This is a genomic window from Acinetobacter sp. T63 (assembly GCF_053852345.1).
This window is the reverse complement of sequence record NZ_CM132659.1, coordinates 848,478-864,485: the sequence shown is the minus strand read 5'-3', so window position 1 is coordinate 864,485 and position 16,008 is coordinate 848,478. Positions and strand designations below refer to the sequence as shown.

Here is a 16,008-nt window from a genome sequence, read left to right as displayed (position 1 = left end):
TCCCGGTTTTTTTATAGAAACAGGGTTTAAGCACTGGCCGGCAGGTCTTTAATTTCCACCAGAGCCGGCGTGTATTGCAGACGGTGATAACGCGCATCATCCAGTTGATAATCTGCTGCTTTGACCGTGTTCACGAATTTCCACTCGGCCAGCATCTCATCTGCCGTAAAGCTGACGGTCAGATAACCTCGCTGATTCAGGTTGCAATAACTCAGCTCATCAATCAGGGTATTAAAGGCAAATTCAAATTCGTATAGCTTGGCCGCCGGAATCTGCAGATATTTTTCCATCCCCGGAGAGGACACCGAACTGGTGGCCAGCTCCACCCCGACAAAGTTCTGCTGGGCATCATACAGCTGTGCAGACCAGGCATTATGAGTATCGCCCGCCAGCACCACCACTTTTTTACCCAGTTGACCCAATACGCTATACAGTGCTTCACGCTCGTAAGCATAGCCATCCCAAGCATCCAGATTATACGGCACCACGGTCAAAATACGGGCCTTTTCCTGTGCGGTTAAAGTGGGATCGCCCTGTAAATAACGGCTTTTCAATGTGACCAGTTCTACCAGCATCCGTTCGACATTGGCCAAGGTCTCTACGGTTGCTTGACCACTGGTGATTTGCCCGAGCACCTGCAAGATTTCCGCCGGAATCAGCATTTTCGCCATCAGCACCTGTTGCCCCAGCACATTCCAGGTGGCTTGAGATTGAGTCAGCTGCTGGGCCAGCCAGGCAAACTGAGTACGTCCAAGCAAGGTACGGTTAGTGTCAGTTAAATCTGCGCTAAATCGGGCGGTATCCAGACCGGTCGCGGTTAAATAATGGGCATAATCCAGCTGCTTGTGACGTGCTAGTACCCGCGTATCCAGCATATTCAACTGCACCAGCTGACCGAAATTGAACTGGCGGTAAATATTCAGATGGTCATTTTCAGAGACCGGACGAATTGGCATCCACTCAAAATAGGCCTGCAATGCAGCCAACTTGCGTGCAAAGAAATCACCTTCGTTGTCCTGATGATTCTCCGCCCCTTCCATCCAAGTGTCATTGGTTAGCTCGTGGTCATCCCAGATTACAATAAACGGATGACGCTGGTGCACTGCCTGCAAATCGGCATCTCCACGATACAGAGCATAACGCTTGCGATAATCATCTAAACGGATAATTTCCTGATTGTTATCGGCGGCCAGGGTATGTCCCAGTTTTTCGGCATCTTCAGTGGCATAACCATCGGCGCCATATTCATAAATATAATCACCCAGATGGATGACTACATCCAGATTTTCCTTGGCCATTTCTTTATAAACATGGAAATAACCGGCCGGATAATTGGAGCAGGAACAGACTGCAAACTTTACGGCAGCGGTATCAAGCGGCAAGGTTTTAGTCTGGCCCACCGGTGAGCTTTGTGCGCCATAGCGGAAACGGTAGAAATAGGTCTGATTGGCTTCTAAACCGTCTGCATCAACTTTGACGGTAAAGTCCTGCGCCTGTGTGGTCAGCACTTTGCCCGTATTTACAATGTGCTGAAACGCCTGATCGGTCGCGATTTCCCACTGTACTTCCAGACGCATAGCCGTATCTTCGGGGCTAAGACGGGTCCATAGAATCACCCGGTCTGCCAATGGGTCACCACTGGCCACGCCATGTAAAAATTGTATTTGTGGCGCATCAGGAGATGGATGCTCTGGATCATCATCGCCACAGGCAGTTAAGCTGAGTGGCAAAGACAGTGCCCCAAAACCAGCAATGGTTTTTTGAATCAGTTCACGACGGTTCATGTGCGTTGTCATACGGTTTTCCTGTTGTTTTTATTTGATCTACCTTAGAAAACCGAGGTTTAGCTTTGATCTCATTTTGATGAAAAAATGATGACAGTCGTTTCCTTCCCTGCCGAGAGTTTAGGCTAATACAATGATTTGCTTGAAAAGAAAGCAATTGTAAGCAAATTTACTTGCCAAGTTTTCCATCCTCCTCTATTATTGCGCACATGCCCGAGTGGTGAAATCGGTAGACACAGGGGATTTAAAATCCCCCGCCCTCAAAGCGTGCCAGTTCGAGTCTGGCCTCGGGCACCATTTTAATAGATCTTAAAATGGTGCAATAAATTACCCAGCGTCAAGCTGGTTTTTTTATGCCCGAAATTTAATAAAACAGATTGAATAGAAAGAGAAGAAATATAAAAAGAAGAATGAAATATCAGGTCACCCTACTCACCTTGCCAAGCTGTTTTTCAAGCATTTATGCCGCCGATGAATCAAGCATTTAATATGATCAAGAAACGCCCGTACAGCAGAGTAACACACTGAGTAGGTCGTGCAGGTAGATGAGAGGACTAAAGCATATCCGAAACAGAGCTGCTATTTACTGTACACCCTGTAAGATTGAGCGATAGAATCATCTCAAACCCAGATCACCCCATTATAAAAAAAGAGAGCGGCTTACCACTCTCGATTCGATACCAGTTCTTCCATTTCCAGCTCGAAATAGCCGGCATCTTGCAGCACCATCATCATCGCTTCGGCAATATAATCTGCCGCAGTATCATCCAGTGATGAATCCAGATCTTCAAATTGTGGTTTCATCTTGTTGATGACGTTTACCGTTTCATGCGCGAAGTGATAAATGTCAGCCTCGGACAAATTCGGCTTGGCGACTTTTTTCGCAAACTGTTCAATGGACTGTTTGATTTCAGCGACCAGAATATCGGGATAATAGTCATCGTCAAACATGGGGAGAAGTAAATCTGTAAACATACAGGCACTCAAAACTACAAAAGGTCAAATTCAAGACAGGCTATATAGCACAAAGCCCCTGAAAAGCCAAACTGAGCGAGATTTGAATACCTATATGATATAAAGCAGGCTGGTATAGAGCAGCCCTTAAGCCAATTGCATCGCCTGCCAGATTTTAATGGCATCGGCGGTAGCTTTCACATCATGCGCGCGCACCATACAGGCACCCTGCTGAATACTCAGCAAATGCGCAGTGGCTGAACCAACTGCACGTTGCTGTGGCTCTGCGGCATCCAGCACACTGCCAATAAAACGTTTACGCGACAAGGCAGATAAAATTGGATAACCCATGTCAGTCAGTTTATGGAACTCATTTAGCAATTGCAGATTTTGCTGGGCATTTTTGGCAAAACCAAAGCCCGGATCAATCATAATGTTTTCAGCCTTGACCCCGGCATCCAGTGCATCCTGAACCCGTTGCGAGAGTTCACGAATAACATCTGTAGTGACATCCTCATATTGATCCAGATTATTCATGGTGGTTGGCTCACCGCGCATATGCATGATGATCACCGGAATATTTAATTCAGCTGCGGTTTCCAGCGCCTGAGGACGGGTTAAAGCCCGCACATCATTCCAGATATGTGCACCGGCCGCTACTGCCGCACGAATCACTTCCGGCTGTGAAGTATCAATTGAAATCACCACATCCAGTTTGGCCAGCTCCTCGACCACAGGCACCACCCGGCGGATTTCTTCCTCAATTTCCACCACCGCTGCGCCGGGACGGGTCGATTCACCCCCCACATCAATGACGGTGGCACCTTCAGCAATCATCTGTTTGGCACGGGCAATCGCCTGCTCTTTTTCATTGTGCTGCCCCCCGTCACTAAACGAGTCCGGGGTTACATTCAAGATTCCCATCACATGCGGCTGAGACAGATCCAAAGTTAAAGCTCCAAAGCTCCATTGACGCTGCGGTAATGGCATCAGCTGCATGTTTTTCTCCTCATTCACAATAAGGCAAATATTGTCTTATGGATAATTCAGTAAAGTAAAGCCTTAGATGTCAAACTGCGGCTTATTTGCATATTGTAACAGCTTGGACAGTCGGCTTAATTTAACAAAAGGGATCATTTTTTTCGTCCGACAAAACAGCTGATAGATCCCCTATTAAAGACAGGAGATTATGACTGACCTTGATAACGCCCCGGCCGATGATTGAGGGCCAAAAAGATACCCATAATCACCGCTGCCAAGATAGACCACAACACCTGCTGATACGGCATTACCCCAAAGGCCAATGCAACGACCACACAATCAATGGCCATTTGTACTTTACCGGCACTGATGCCAACTTTGTCTTGCAAATACAGCGACAAGATGGTGGCGCCGCCCAAACTCGATTGATGCCGGGCCAAAAACAGAATACCAGTTCCCAGCATTAAGCCACCGGCAATGGCGGCAAAAAGTGGATGCAAATAATGAATGTCCAGATATTGCGGCACAATATAGGTCAATAAAGAAAGTAAGGCCACACAAATAAAGGTTTTCAGCGTGAAGCTTTTGCCCAGTCTGCGCCACGCAAACCAGTAAAATGGCAGATTAATCAGGAAATACAGCAAACTAAACGACCAGCCAGTTGCATAGTGCAGCACAAAAGCAATCCCTGCGGTACTGCCGGTCAGCAGACCTGCCTGTTCATACAGAATCAGGGTAATTCCGACAAACAGCGTTCCCGAAAACAGGGCCAGACTGTCATCCATATAACTATGTTTAAGCGGATGCATCGATGGTAGAGGCGCAGCTTTTAACGCGCTTGGATTAGATTGGTTATTCATGTTGAGAATCCCCTGTTCACCCTGTACTTGTGGTCTGTGGTGAATAGCATGTGTGTGCTTGTGGCACGTGGTATTTTTATTGCGTTTTTAATATGACAAAGGATAAAAATTTCTACAATCTTTAATTGTTGTCTTTTCTCCTGTCCGGGTTTATGGCTTGCATAGACCTTTCATCTAACCAATTGGGTCAGGTACCGATAAATACATGCAAATTTCATGCATAAAAAAACCACCCGAAGGTGGTTTTCTTAAAATATTCTTAGTTGGCTGGCAATGGTGGCGGTGTGCTTGGACCATTGCTTGGGGTTACATCAATCACCGGATTTTCTGCAACATATACTTTTGGTGGCTGTGGTTCACGACCTTCCATAATGTCACGAATCTGCTCACGATCAATGGTTTCCCAATCCATCAGCGCTTTTACCATGGCATGGGCAATCTCTTTGTTGTTTTCCAGGATATCCCAGGCCACTTTATATTGCTCATCCAGAATGCGGCGCACTTCACGGTCCACTTCCAGCTGTGTCGCTTCAGAAATGGTCCGGCTACCCAGGCTGCCCATGAAGGATTGCTGTGAATCATCTTCATAAACCATCACGCCTAGTTTGTCCGACATACCGTATTTGGTCACCATGGCACGTGCCATTTTGGTTGCACGCTCAAAGTCGTTCGATGCACCGGTAGATTGCTGATTAATGAAAATTTCTTCAGCAATACGACCACCAAACAGGATTGAAATTTCTTTCAGCATCTTGTCTTTGTAATGGCTGGTCTGATCAAACTCAGGCAACTGCCAGGTTACACCCAGCGCCCAACCACGCGGCATAATCGTAACTTTATGCACAGGATCCGTACCCGGCAGCATTTCCGCCACAATGGCATGGCCTGCTTCATGATAAGCCGTCGCACGACGTTCTTCTTCACGAATCACCATTGATTTACGTTCAGGACCCATGTACAGCTTGTCTTTGGCGTCTTCAAAGTCATGCATGTCGACCGTGTTCTTGTTACGACGTGCAGCAAATAGCGCTGCTTCGTTCACCAAGTTGGCCAACTGTGCACCCGAGAAGCCCGGTGTACCACGTGCAAGGACTTTTACATCCACACCTGTGGTTGAAGGCAATTTTTTCAGGTGAACATTCAAGATTTGCTCACGACCTTTAATATCGGGTAAGCCCACCATCACCTGACGGTCAAAACGACCTGGACGTAATAAAGCTTTATCCAGTACATCGGCACGGTTGGTTGCGGCAATGACGATAATACCTTCGTTGCCTTCAAAACCGTCCATTTCGACCAGCATCTGGTTTAAGGTCTGCTCACGCTCATCGTGACCACCACCGGTACCTGAACCACGGTGACGACCGACCGCATCAATCTCATCAATAAAGATAATACATGGCGCGTGGCGTTTCGCCTGCTCGAACATGTCACGGACACGAGAGGCGCCCACACCCACGAACATTTCTACGAAGTCAGAACCTGAAATACTGAAGAATGGCACTTTAGCTTCGCCAGCAATGGCTTTTGCCAGCAAAGTTTTACCGGTACCCGGAGGACCAACCATTAACACGCCTTTCGGAATGGTTGCACCCAAACGTTTAAATTTGGCCGGATCTTTCAGGAAGTCGACAATTTCTACTACTTCCTGTTTGGCTTCATCACAACCTGCAACATCGGCAAAGGTTACTTTAATCTGGTCTTCAGACAGCATTTTCGCTTTGGACTTACCAAAGCTCATTGGGCCGTTTTTACCACCTGCACCGCCACCCATGTTGCGCATAAAGAACATGAATAACAAAATGATTAAAAGTACAGGGAAACTAGCAATGAGTAGTTGCATCAACAAACCTTGACGTTGAGGTGCAGTACCTTCAACAACAACGTTGTTTTCAATGAGGCTCGGCATGAGTTCAGGATCTTGAACCGCCGGACGAATACTTTCAAATGGTGAGCCATTGGCTTTTTCACCACTAATTCTTTCGCCATCAATTGTAACTTTTTTAATTTGACCAGCATCCACCGCCGCAACGAACTCGGAATAGTTCATTGACGTTGGCTTATCACTGCCATTGATGTTACTGAAAATCAGAATCAGTACACCAAGTATAATTAGCCACAATACGGCATTCTTGAAGAGATCGCTCAAAGCTTTATTCCCATATCAATCTAATTTGATCATGCCCTTTACAGGGTGACCTTAATGTTAAAGCTGAAGATCAGCCTACAAAACTCTTAAAAACGTACAAAATGCACAATTTTTAACGGCTTGGCAAGTAAACTTTATTTGAATGCCTTCTTCCGGCCCTGTCCGATCAAAAACACTTCTTTCGAACGTGCACGAGAAGCTGCCGGTTTTGCAGTCTTTAATACATCGAAGCTGTCGACGACCTGTTTGCGAAATTCATCGAAGCCAGAACCCTGGAACACCTTCACAACAAACTGTCCGTTTGGCCCCAGCACTTTTTGCGCAAAGTCCAAAGCCAGTTCACATAAATAGATTTGTCGTGGCTGATCTACTGCTCTATTACCTGATGTATTGGGGGCCATATCGGAAATTACAACGTCTACAGTCCGGCCATTTAAAATATTTAACAATTTTTCAAAAACTTCTTCCTCACGGAAGTCACCTTGCAGGAAGGTCACATCTGGTAAGGCATCCATAGGCAAAATATCCGATGCAATCACCAGCCCTTTGTCACCGACCAGTTTGCCGGCAATTTGCGACCAGCTGCCGGGCGCAGCACCCAGATCGACCACCGTCATGCCGGGTTTGATAATTTTATATTTTTCCTGAATCTCTAGCAGTTTATACGCAGCACGCGCACGATAACCTTCCTTCTGGGCTTTTTTCACGAAAGGGTCATCCAGGTGCTCTCTCATCCACGCACGACTACTTTTGGATAATTTCTGGTTGGTAATGCGTGTTGCCATAACTCTCTAAATATTAAAAACCTTCTAATTTATAATTGTACGTGAAAATTGCCGCGCTTGCAGTACAGATGTGTAGTTAAATGGACGTAGAAGGTGTGATTTTTTCTATTATTTGCATCGATTATTTGCGCAGATTTTACAGCGTTTCAAATTGGGATTTGCTATACTAAGCCGTTTTTAAAATCAGGTTATTTTTATGGCGGCTTTATCTATTCAGGAACGCAAGCGTTTACGTCAAATCGGTCATGCACTCAATCCGGTTGTGATGATTGGCGGACAAGGGCTTACTGAAAATGTCATTGAAGAAACCACGCGTGCGTTAAACGACCACGAACTGATTAAAGTGAAAATTGGCGGTGAAGACCGTGAAGCACGTGCAGCTGTAATTGAGGCAATTGCAGAAGCGACTGGTGCAGAAGTGGTACAGACCATTGGTAAAATTGCCCTGCTGTATAAAAAAGCCAAACCGCAAAATCCAAAATTATCGAACCTGGTTCGTCACGCGCATCTGGCAAAATAATTTTTCCTTATGGCAAGTTATGAACTGAGTGCTTTTGATCGCCGTTTTCAGGCCATCTCCCTGGTCGGGGCGATTGAGCAGCAAAGCCCGTTTAACCTGAATATTGGTTACTGGCTGCGTGATCCGAACCAGTATGTGCAGTGGCCCGATCTGGTGTCTGCGCATCCGCGTCAGGATTTTCTCTGGCAGAACACCTGTTTTGAAGTGTTTATTGGGGTTCATGGGGAAGATTTTTATCGTGAAATTAATCTTTCTCCATCTCAAGCCTGGCAGGCCTATCAGTTTGAGGAATATCGCTATCCGGAAGATATGCCGCCGCAAGCCGCCTATGATATTGAGCTCAACCAGCTGAAACGCACCCATTATGGACTGAATGTCAGTCTGGACTTGGGCGAATTCATGGCCAAGCATAAATTAAAGTGGTCGGATCTGTTCATTGGTTTAACTGCCGTGTTAAACACTTCTGAAGGTGAACACTATTACGCCATGCAGCACAGCAGCCCACAGGCCGATTTTCATAACAAGCGCGATTGGCTGCATCAGTTCTAGGCATTATGTCTGAACTAAAACGCAGTATAAAAAAAGTGAGGCACATGACCTCACTTTTTTATTGCCTGCATCGCACGCACCCGCTACAACACGCCTTAGCTTTTAAGGGTGGTGTCGGTTTCAGAAGCAGGTGCCGCCTCTTTTGCTGGTACAACTTTTTTCCAGGTTTCCAAGGTATGTTCTTTGGAGCGCTTGAAGGTTTCGGTTAACTGGTCTTTATGCTTGACTGAAATCTGGCTGACATCAGCCTTAAGCTCTTTGCCAATTTTATTCAAATCTTCAATCACCGCATTAAACTCGGTTTTCACAAACTCTTTCAGTTCACCAAGATCTTTTTGTGAGCTGCCAAAATGTTCCTTGAGCGATTCAATTTTCTGTAGCAGCTCTTTCTTGAGCTGACTGAGCTGCTCCTGCACGCTGCCATTAAATTTTTTCGCTTCGGTCTGCAGTTTTTCCTGGGTCTCCCCGACTGCTTCAGTGACCTGCTGCTTGGCCTCTTGTGCTGCCTGTTCAAGCTTTTCAGTGCCTTCTGCCACCACGTCTTTTAAGGAGTTTTTAGCCGCTGGCTGTTTTTGTTCTGCTGTCATTGCCGTTCACCCGCCTGTTATTATGAAAGACCACAGCATAGTAGAAACAGATAAAATTTAAGTTTTGATTTGTTAGACAATTATTAAATGCTTACATTTCTGTGACATTGCGTGACAAACATGCTTTTGCACCAAAAGAATACTTTTTTATTGGATATTCCGCTTCAAGAACGTGGACTTTTTCAGAGTTGGTGCGTATAATGCGCTGTTAAGTTCAAGCGAGCAGATGTGAGGAGGGTAGGTTGTATAGTAGCCTTCCTTTTTTTTCGTCTACTCGCTTTTTTACAGCCTAAATTTCAGGAGCTTTGGTTTGAGCACCCCCGCCATTTTAGCCCTTGCCGACGGTACGATCTTCAAAGGAACGTCAATCGGTGCATCGGGTAGTACGACTGGTGAAGTCGTTTTTAACACTGCCATGACTGGCTATCAAGAAATTTTGACTGACCCGAGTTATGCACAGCAACTTGTGACTTTAACTTACCCGCATATTGGTAACACAGGTTGTAATGAAGAAGACGCAGAATCTGGTCGTATTCATAAAGTATGGGCCAACGGATTAATCATTCGTGATTTGCCTTTATTGCATAGCAACTTCCGTTCTACACAGTCTTTAGCGGATTACCTGAAGCAACACAATGTGGTTGCCATTGCCGATATCGACACGCGTAAACTAACTCGTATTTTACGTGCAAAAGGTGCGCAAAACGGTTGTATTCTGGCTGGTGAAAATATCACTGAAGAAGAAGCAATTGCAAAAGCACGTGCATTTGGCGGCTTAAACGGTTTAGACCTTGCAAAAGAATGCTGTGACCCGAACGGTTTTGAATGGACCGAAGGCTCATGGGAACTTGGCAAAGGCTTTACTCAACCTGAACTTAAATTCCATGTGGTTGCATACGACTACGGTGTCAAAACCAACATCCTGCGTATGCTGGCAGACCGCGGCTGTAAACTGACCGTTGTGCCTGCACAAACCCCTGCTGCTGACGTACTTGCGTTAAATCCAGATGGCGTGTTCCTGTCGAACGGCCCTGGCGACCCAGCTGCTTGTGATTATGCAATTGAAGCTGTAAAAACTATTGTTGAAACCACCAATCTCCCTGTGTTTGGTATCTGTTTAGGTCACCAGATTCTTGCTCTGGCTTCTGGCGCAAAAACCATGAAAATGGCGCACGGTCACCACGGTGCCAACCATCCTGTACAAAACATCGAAGATGGTACAGTGATGATTACCTCGCAAAACCACGGCTTCGCAGTGGATGAAAGCAACCTGCCAGCAGTCTTGCGTGTTACCCACCGTTCACTGTTCGATGGTACCAACCAGGGTATCCACCGTACAGATAAGCCGGCATTTAGCTTCCAAGGTCACCCTGAAGCCAGCCCAGGTCCACACGACTGTGCCCCACTGTTCGATCATTTCATCGAACTTCTTGAAGCAGCTAAGAAGTAATTAAGGAGCAAATAATGCCAAAGCGTACGGATATTAAAAGCATCTTAATTATTGGTGCTGGTCCTATTGTTATCGGTCAGGCCTGTGAGTTTGACTACTCGGGTGCTCAAGCCTGCAAAGCGCTGCGTGAAGAAGGTTACCGCGTCATTCTGGTGAACTCGAACCCGGCGACGATTATGACTGACCCGGCAATGGCGGATGCAACCTATATCGAGCCAATCACTTGGCAAACCGTTGCAGCGATCATTGAAAAAGAACGTCCAGATGCAGTTTTACCAACCATGGGCGGCCAGACTGCACTGAACTGTGCCCTTGCTCTGGATGCCAACGGTATTTTAGAAAAATACAATGTTGAGCTGATTGGCGCGACTAAAGAAGCGATTGAAAAAGCAGAAGACCGTAAACTGTTTGACGAAGCAATGCGTAAAATTGGTCTGGAATGTCCAAAAGCTGCGATTGCGGAATCTATGGAAGAAGCGCTGGACATTCAGGCGCGCTTCGGTTTCCCTGTGATTATTCGTCCATCATTCACCATGGGTGGTTCTGGTGGCGGTATCGCGTACAACCGCGAAGAATTCCTTGAAATCTGTGAACGTGGTTTCGACCTGTCTCCGACTCACCAGTTATTGATTGATGAATCACTCATTGGCTGGAAAGAATACGAGATGGAAGTTGTTCGTGACAAAAACGACAACTGTATTATCGTCTGTTCAATCGAAAACTTTGACCCAATGGGCGTGCATACTGGTGACTCCATCACAGTTGCTCCGGCACAAACATTGACCGACAAAGAATATCAACTCATGCGTAACGCGTCTTTAGCGGTACTGCGTGAAATTGGTGTAGAAACCGGTGGTTCTAACGTTCAGTTCGGTATTAACCCGAAAGATGGCCGTATGGTTATCATTGAAATGAACCCGCGTGTATCGCGTTCATCTGCCCTTGCGTCTAAAGCAACAGGTTTCCCGATTGCGAAAATCGCAGCGAAACTGGCAGTGGGTTATACCCTGGATGAGCTGAAAAACGACATCACTGGCGGTACAACTCCTGCATCGTTCGAGCCATCAATTGACTACGTTGTAACCAAGGTTCCACGTTTCAACTTCGAAAAATTCCCGCAAGCAGATGCAACACTGACGACTCAGATGAAATCTGTGGGTGAAGTAATGGCAATTGGCCGTAACTTCCAGGAGTCTGTCAACAAAGCCCTTCGTGGTCTAGAAGTCGGTGCTTCTGGTTTTGATGAAAAAATCGAAGTGGGTACTGAAGGCGCACGCGAGAAAATTCTGCAAGAACTTAAAGTTCCAGGCCCAGAGCGTATCTGGTACGTGGCCGATGCCTTCCGTCATGGCTTCACTTTAGACGAAGTATTTGAAGCGACCAAAATTGACCGCTGGTTCCTGATTCAGATTGAAGACATTATCAATACTGAAAACCAGATCAAAACTTTAGGTTTCGGCGACTTAAACGCAGACAATATCCGTGCGTTCAAACGCAAAGGTTTATCGGATCTGCGTATCGCCAACCTGATGGGTATTTCACAAAAACAATTCCGTAAACACCGCTGGAACCTGGGCGTGACTCCGGTTTACAAACGTGTGGATACATGTGCGGCAGAATTCGAATCTGATACCGCTTATATGTATTCAACTTACGATGAAGAATGTGAATCGAATCCATCTGCGAAAGACAAGATCATGGTCATCGGTGGTGGTCCTAACCGTATTGGTCAGGGTATCGAATTCGATTACTGCTGTGTACACGCGGCGCTTGCGATGCGTGAAGACGGTTATGAAACCATCATGGTGAACTGTAACCCTGAAACGGTTTCTACTGACTATGACACCTCAGATCGTCTGTACTTCGAACCAATTACTTTGGAAGATGTGCTTGAAATCGTGCGTACCGAGAAGCCTAAAGGCATTATCGTACAGTACGGTGGTCAAACACCGCTGAAACTGGCGCGTGCGTTAGAAGAGGCTGGTGCACCAATCATTGGTACATCTCCAGATGCGATTGACCGTGCCGAAGACCGTGAACGTTTCCAGCAAATGATTCAACGTCTGCAACTGCGTCAACCAAACAACAGCATCGTAAAATCTGCTGAAGAAGGTATTGCTGAAGCGGCGAAAGTGGGCTATCCACTGGTGGTACGTCCATCATACGTACTAGGTGGCCGTGCGATGGAAATCGTGTACAACGAAGAAGAATTGAAGCGTTACTTACGTGATGCCGTTCAGGCGTCGAATGATGCCCCTGTTCTTCTTGACCGCTTCCTGGATGATGCGATTGAAGTTGACGTAGACTGCGTATCTGACGGTAAAGATGTGGTGATCGGCGGGATCATGCAGCACATTGAACAGGCGGGTATTCACTCAGGTGACTCTGCATGTTCGATTCCACCTTACTCGTTATCAAACGAAGTACAGGACGAAATGCGTCGTCAAACCGTAGCGATGGCCAAAGAGCTGGGCGTTATCGGTTTAATGAACGTACAGTTCGCGGTAAAAGGCGATGACGTTTACATTCTGGAAGTGAACCCACGTGCTTCTCGTACCGTGCCGTTCGTATCTAAGTGTATCGGTGAATCATTAGCGAAAATTGCTGCACGTTGTATGGCGGGTCAATCTCTGGAGTCACAAGGCTTCACAACCGAGATTATTCCTGAGCACTTCTCTGTTAAAGAAGCGGTGTTCCCATTCAACAAGTTCCCGGGTGTTGACCCAATCCTTGGCCCTGAAATGAAATCTACAGGCGAAGTAATGGGTGTGGGTAAAACTTTTGGTGAAGCATTCTACAAAGCTGTGTTAGGCTCGAATGAACGCTTACCAGGTTTGCCAACCGAAGGCGAAATCAAGCATGCATTCATTTCAGTACGTGATTCTGATAAACCACGTGCAGCAGGTATTGCCAAACAGCTTGCAGACTTTGGCTTCAAAATTATCGCTACCGGCGGTACTTATGATGTGATCAAAGCCGCAGGAATTGAATGTGAACGTGTGAATAAAGTAACTGAAGGTCGTCCGAATATTGTGGACCGCTTGAAAAATGGCGAAATTCACCTCATTATCAATACCACTGAAGGCAAACAAGCGCAGCAGGATTCATTCTCAATCCGCCGTTCTGCCCTGCAAGGTAAGGTTTATCATACGACTACCCTGAATGGTGCCGATGCGGTATGCCAAGCGTTAGCCATTAAATTGCCGATGGATGTTTATCGTTTGCAAGATTTAAGCAAAGGTTAATTGTCTACCGAGAAGTCCCGTCACCTCTCGGTGGCGGGCTTTTTTTCATTTATAGAGCTGTATTTTTCTAATATTCAACTTGAGGGACAACAATGCAACGTTATCCTATGACTCCTGAAGGCAAAGTCGCCTTAGAGAAAGAATTACACCAGTTAAAAACTGTTGAACGCCCACGTATTACTGCTGCGATTGCAGAAGCACGTGAACACGGCGACCTAAAAGAAAATGCAGAGTATCATGCAGCACGTGAGCAGCAAGGTTTCTGTGAGGGGCGTATTCAAGACATCGAAGGTAAACTCGGTGCTTGCCAAGTCATTGATGTAAAAGAACTTGAGCAAAATGGTCGTGTTGTATTTGGGGTAACAGTAACCATTGAAAACCTTGACACAGAAGAACGTAAAACTTACAAAATTGTAGGTGATGATGAAGCAGATTTTAAAATTAATAAAATCTCTGTGAACTCTCCTATTGCTCGTGGTCTTTTAGGTAAAAATGAAGGCGATGAAGCAAAAATTGTAACACCACAAGGTGAAGTTGAGTACGAAATCGTCAGCGTTGAATACATCTAATCCTTAGATGGTTTGACATCCCAAAGCCCCTCTTCTGAGGGGTTTTTTTATTATCTTTCAAACAAAAGTTCACGAAAAAATTACAGCAAATGTATATGCTTTAATAGTCAATATTTTTCTATAAATTTTAAAATGCAGCTTATTTGGTTCCGTCAAGATTTAAGAATTCATGATCATGCAGCTCTTTGGCATACTCGCGAAGCTGGCCCTTGCATTGCCTTAGTCGTGCTATCGCCAAAACAATGGCAAGTGCACAATGATGCGCTAATTAAAATTGACTTCTATTTAAGACAACTGAATCATCTAAAAAATGAACTTGCCACGTTAAATATTCCACTTGTTATTTTAACTATTCCATTATGGAAAGACCTGCCAAATCAATTATTAAGCTTATGCCAAAATCATAATATTCAAGCTGTTCATGCCGATATAGAATTGGGTGTAAATGAATTAAAACGCGATGCTCAAACTCAACAGCTATTAGAAAAGAATAATATTCGTTTTGAGTTGTATCATGACCGAACTATTTTCCCTGTTGGAAGCATTCGTAATAAAACTGGTCATCCATATCAAGTATTTGGTGCATTTAAAAAGCAATGCTATGAGAAACTCAGCATAAGCTTGCCACAATGCTACCCAACTATTGAGGTTCAAAAACCAATTCCACAGCACAATGACTTTACAAGAGAAGTTCCAAAATTAAGTGATATTTACTCAGATTCAGAAGAAAAAGTAATCAGCGAAAACCTACAGAATCTTTGGCAAATTGGTGAGCATCATGCTTGGGAACTTTTAGATGAGTTTATTGAAAATCAAGTTGAGTATTATCATATTGAACGTGATTTCCCGAATTTGAATAGCACGAGTAAACTTGCAGCTTATTTAAATATTGGCATTCTTTCTATTCGCCAATGTTTACAAGCTTTGTTTCGCCACAGTCACGGCTGTATGGAATTTGAAAACAATGGGCAACAAATTTGGTTAAATGAACTCCTTTGGCGTGAGTTTTATCAGCATATTTTATTCGACTACCCTCGCGTATCGAAAAACTTACCATTTAAATTAGACACTCAACGCATTGTATGGCGCAATGCTCCTGAAGATTTACAGGCTTGGCAGCATGGGCAAACAGGTATCCCAATTGTAGATGCTGGCATGCGACAGTTACTTGCAACGGGTTGGATGCATAACCGTGTTCGTATGATTTGCGCGATGTTTTTAAGCAAAAATTTACTGATAGATTGGCGTTTAGGCGAATCATGGTTTATGCAGCATTTAATTGATAGTGATTTAGCTGCCAATAACGGTGGATGGCAGTGGTGTGCATCTACAGGAACAGATGCTGCACCGTATTTCCGTATTTTCAACCCTGTAAGTCAGTCGCAAAAGTTTGATGCAAATGGCGATTATATTCGTCAATGGGTACCTGAAATTTCACATTTAAATGCGAAACAAATTCACGAACCTTATGCGAAAAATCCACAACTAAAATTGGATTATCCAAAGCCGATTGTAGATTTAAAAAGCAGTCGTGTTCGTGCAATTGAGGCCTTTAAGCATTTGAGTTAACTTCGG

13 protein-coding genes and 1 tRNA gene are annotated in these 16,008 nt (G+C 45.2%); 7 read left to right on the top strand and 7 right to left on the bottom strand.

Going from position 1 to position 16,008, the window contains the following annotated elements:
* Positions 1-26: 26 nt before the first annotated feature.
* Positions 27-1,796, bottom strand: a complete 1,770-nt coding sequence (locus tag ACVLR6_RS04135) for an alkaline phosphatase D family protein (protein WP_455995879.1) — start codon at positions 1,794-1,796, stop codon at positions 27-29.
* A gap of 199 nt (positions 1,797-1,995) precedes the next feature.
* On the opposite strand from ACVLR6_RS04135, the gene ACVLR6_RS04130 reads away from it, so the two are divergent.
* Positions 1,996-2,081: transfer RNA gene (locus tag ACVLR6_RS04130), tRNA-Leu, on the top strand.
* 363 nt (positions 2,082-2,444) lie between these two features.
* On the opposite strand, the gene ACVLR6_RS04125 is transcribed toward ACVLR6_RS04130, so the two are convergent.
* From ACVLR6_RS04125 to rlmE, 5 genes are all read right to left on the bottom strand, one after another.
* Positions 2,445-2,759 (bottom strand): DUF5713 family protein, encoded by a 315-nt coding sequence (locus ACVLR6_RS04125; protein ID WP_045796482.1) that lies wholly within the window; start codon positions 2,757-2,759, stop codon positions 2,445-2,447.
* 126 nt (positions 2,760-2,885) lie between these two features.
* On the bottom strand, positions 2,886-3,737 hold the full coding sequence (gene folP / locus ACVLR6_RS04120; protein WP_104471725.1) for a dihydropteroate synthase: 852 nt from the start codon (positions 3,735-3,737) through the stop codon (positions 2,886-2,888).
* Positions 3,738-3,925: 188 nt separating this feature from the next.
* Entirely contained in the window at positions 3,926-4,579 is a 654-nt protein-coding gene (locus ACVLR6_RS04115) for a YitT family protein (protein ID WP_005176321.1), read from the bottom strand.
* 259 nt (positions 4,580-4,838) lie between these two features.
* A complete protein-coding gene (ftsH, locus tag ACVLR6_RS04110; protein WP_160241524.1) occupies positions 4,839-6,728 on the bottom strand; it encodes an ATP-dependent zinc metalloprotease FtsH in 1,890 nt (629 codons plus the stop codon).
* Positions 6,729-6,862: 134 nt separating this feature from the next.
* The gene (gene rlmE / locus ACVLR6_RS04105; protein WP_005176316.1) at positions 6,863-7,513 is read right to left on the bottom strand and encodes a 23S rRNA (uridine(2552)-2'-O)-methyltransferase RlmE; all 651 of its coding nucleotides are present in this window, start codon (positions 7,511-7,513) and stop codon (positions 6,863-6,865) included.
* A 196-nt stretch (positions 7,514-7,709) separates the two neighbouring features.
* On the opposite strand from rlmE, the gene yhbY reads away from it, so the two are divergent.
* Both yhbY and ACVLR6_RS04095 read left to right on the top strand, forming a co-directional pair.
* Positions 7,710-8,033 carry a ribosome assembly RNA-binding protein YhbY gene (gene yhbY / locus ACVLR6_RS04100; protein ID WP_005176314.1) on the top strand — a complete coding sequence of 108 codons (324 nt, stop codon included), beginning with the start codon at positions 7,710-7,712 and terminating at the stop codon, positions 8,031-8,033.
* Positions 8,034-8,042: 9 nt separating this feature from the next.
* Positions 8,043-8,582 carry a DOMON-like domain-containing protein gene (locus tag ACVLR6_RS04095; RefSeq protein ID WP_075167187.1) on the top strand — a complete coding sequence of 180 codons (540 nt, stop codon included), beginning with the start codon at positions 8,043-8,045 and terminating at the stop codon, positions 8,580-8,582.
* A gap of 95 nt (positions 8,583-8,677) precedes the next feature.
* Here ACVLR6_RS04095 and ACVLR6_RS04090 read toward each other — a convergent pair whose 3' ends face one another.
* The gene (locus ACVLR6_RS04090; protein WP_005176311.1) at positions 8,678-9,169 is read right to left on the bottom strand and encodes a hypothetical protein; all 492 of its coding nucleotides are present in this window, start codon (positions 9,167-9,169) and stop codon (positions 8,678-8,680) included.
* 310 nt (positions 9,170-9,479) lie between these two features.
* Between ACVLR6_RS04090 and carA the strand changes: the two genes are divergently transcribed.
* From carA to ACVLR6_RS04070, 4 genes are all read left to right on the top strand, one after another.
* The gene (carA, locus tag ACVLR6_RS04085; RefSeq protein WP_005176309.1) at positions 9,480-10,619 is read left to right on the top strand and encodes a glutamine-hydrolyzing carbamoyl-phosphate synthase small subunit; all 1,140 of its coding nucleotides are present in this window, start codon (positions 9,480-9,482) and stop codon (positions 10,617-10,619) included.
* Positions 10,620-10,633: 14 nt separating this feature from the next.
* Positions 10,634-13,864 (top strand): carbamoyl-phosphate synthase large subunit, encoded by a 3,231-nt coding sequence (carB, locus tag ACVLR6_RS04080; RefSeq protein ID WP_016659941.1) that lies wholly within the window; start codon positions 10,634-10,636, stop codon positions 13,862-13,864.
* A 92-nt stretch (positions 13,865-13,956) separates the two neighbouring features.
* Positions 13,957-14,433, top strand: coding sequence for a transcription elongation factor GreA (gene greA / locus ACVLR6_RS04075; RefSeq protein WP_016659940.1), 477 nt, complete (start codon positions 13,957-13,959; stop codon positions 14,431-14,433).
* Positions 14,434-14,565: 132 nt separating this feature from the next.
* Positions 14,566-16,002 (top strand): cryptochrome/photolyase family protein, encoded by a 1,437-nt coding sequence (locus ACVLR6_RS04070; RefSeq protein ID WP_160243449.1) that lies wholly within the window; start codon positions 14,566-14,568, stop codon positions 16,000-16,002.
* Positions 16,003-16,008 lie beyond the last annotated feature (6 nt).

Coding starts and splice junctions, on each gene's coding strand:
- ACVLR6_RS04135 (WP_455995879.1), bottom strand. CDS start 1,796: ATGACAACGCACATGAACCGTCGTGAACTGATTCAAAAAACCATTGCT.
- ACVLR6_RS04125 (WP_045796482.1), bottom strand. CDS start 2,759: ATGTTTACAGATTTACTTCTCCCCATGTTTGACGATGACTATTATCCC.
- folP (WP_104471725.1), bottom strand. CDS start 3,737: ATGCAGCTGATGCCATTACCGCAGCGTCAATGGAGCTTTGGAGCTTTA.
- ACVLR6_RS04115 (WP_005176321.1), bottom strand. CDS start 4,579: ATGAATAACCAATCTAATCCAAGCGCGTTAAAAGCTGCGCCTCTACCA.
- rlmE (WP_005176316.1), bottom strand. CDS start 7,513: ATGGCAACACGCATTACCAACCAGAAATTATCCAAAAGTAGTCGTGCG.
- yhbY (WP_005176314.1), top strand. CDS start 7,710: ATGGCGGCTTTATCTATTCAGGAACGCAAGCGTTTACGTCAAATCGGT.
- ACVLR6_RS04095 (WP_075167187.1), top strand. CDS start 8,043: ATGGCAAGTTATGAACTGAGTGCTTTTGATCGCCGTTTTCAGGCCATC.
- ACVLR6_RS04090 (WP_005176311.1), bottom strand. CDS start 9,169: ATGACAGCAGAACAAAAACAGCCAGCGGCTAAAAACTCCTTAAAAGAC.
- carB (WP_016659941.1), top strand. CDS start 10,634: ATGCCAAAGCGTACGGATATTAAAAGCATCTTAATTATTGGTGCTGGT.
- greA (WP_016659940.1), top strand. CDS start 13,957: ATGCAACGTTATCCTATGACTCCTGAAGGCAAAGTCGCCTTAGAGAAA.
- ACVLR6_RS04070 (WP_160243449.1), top strand. CDS start 14,566: ATGCAGCTTATTTGGTTCCGTCAAGATTTAAGAATTCATGATCATGCA.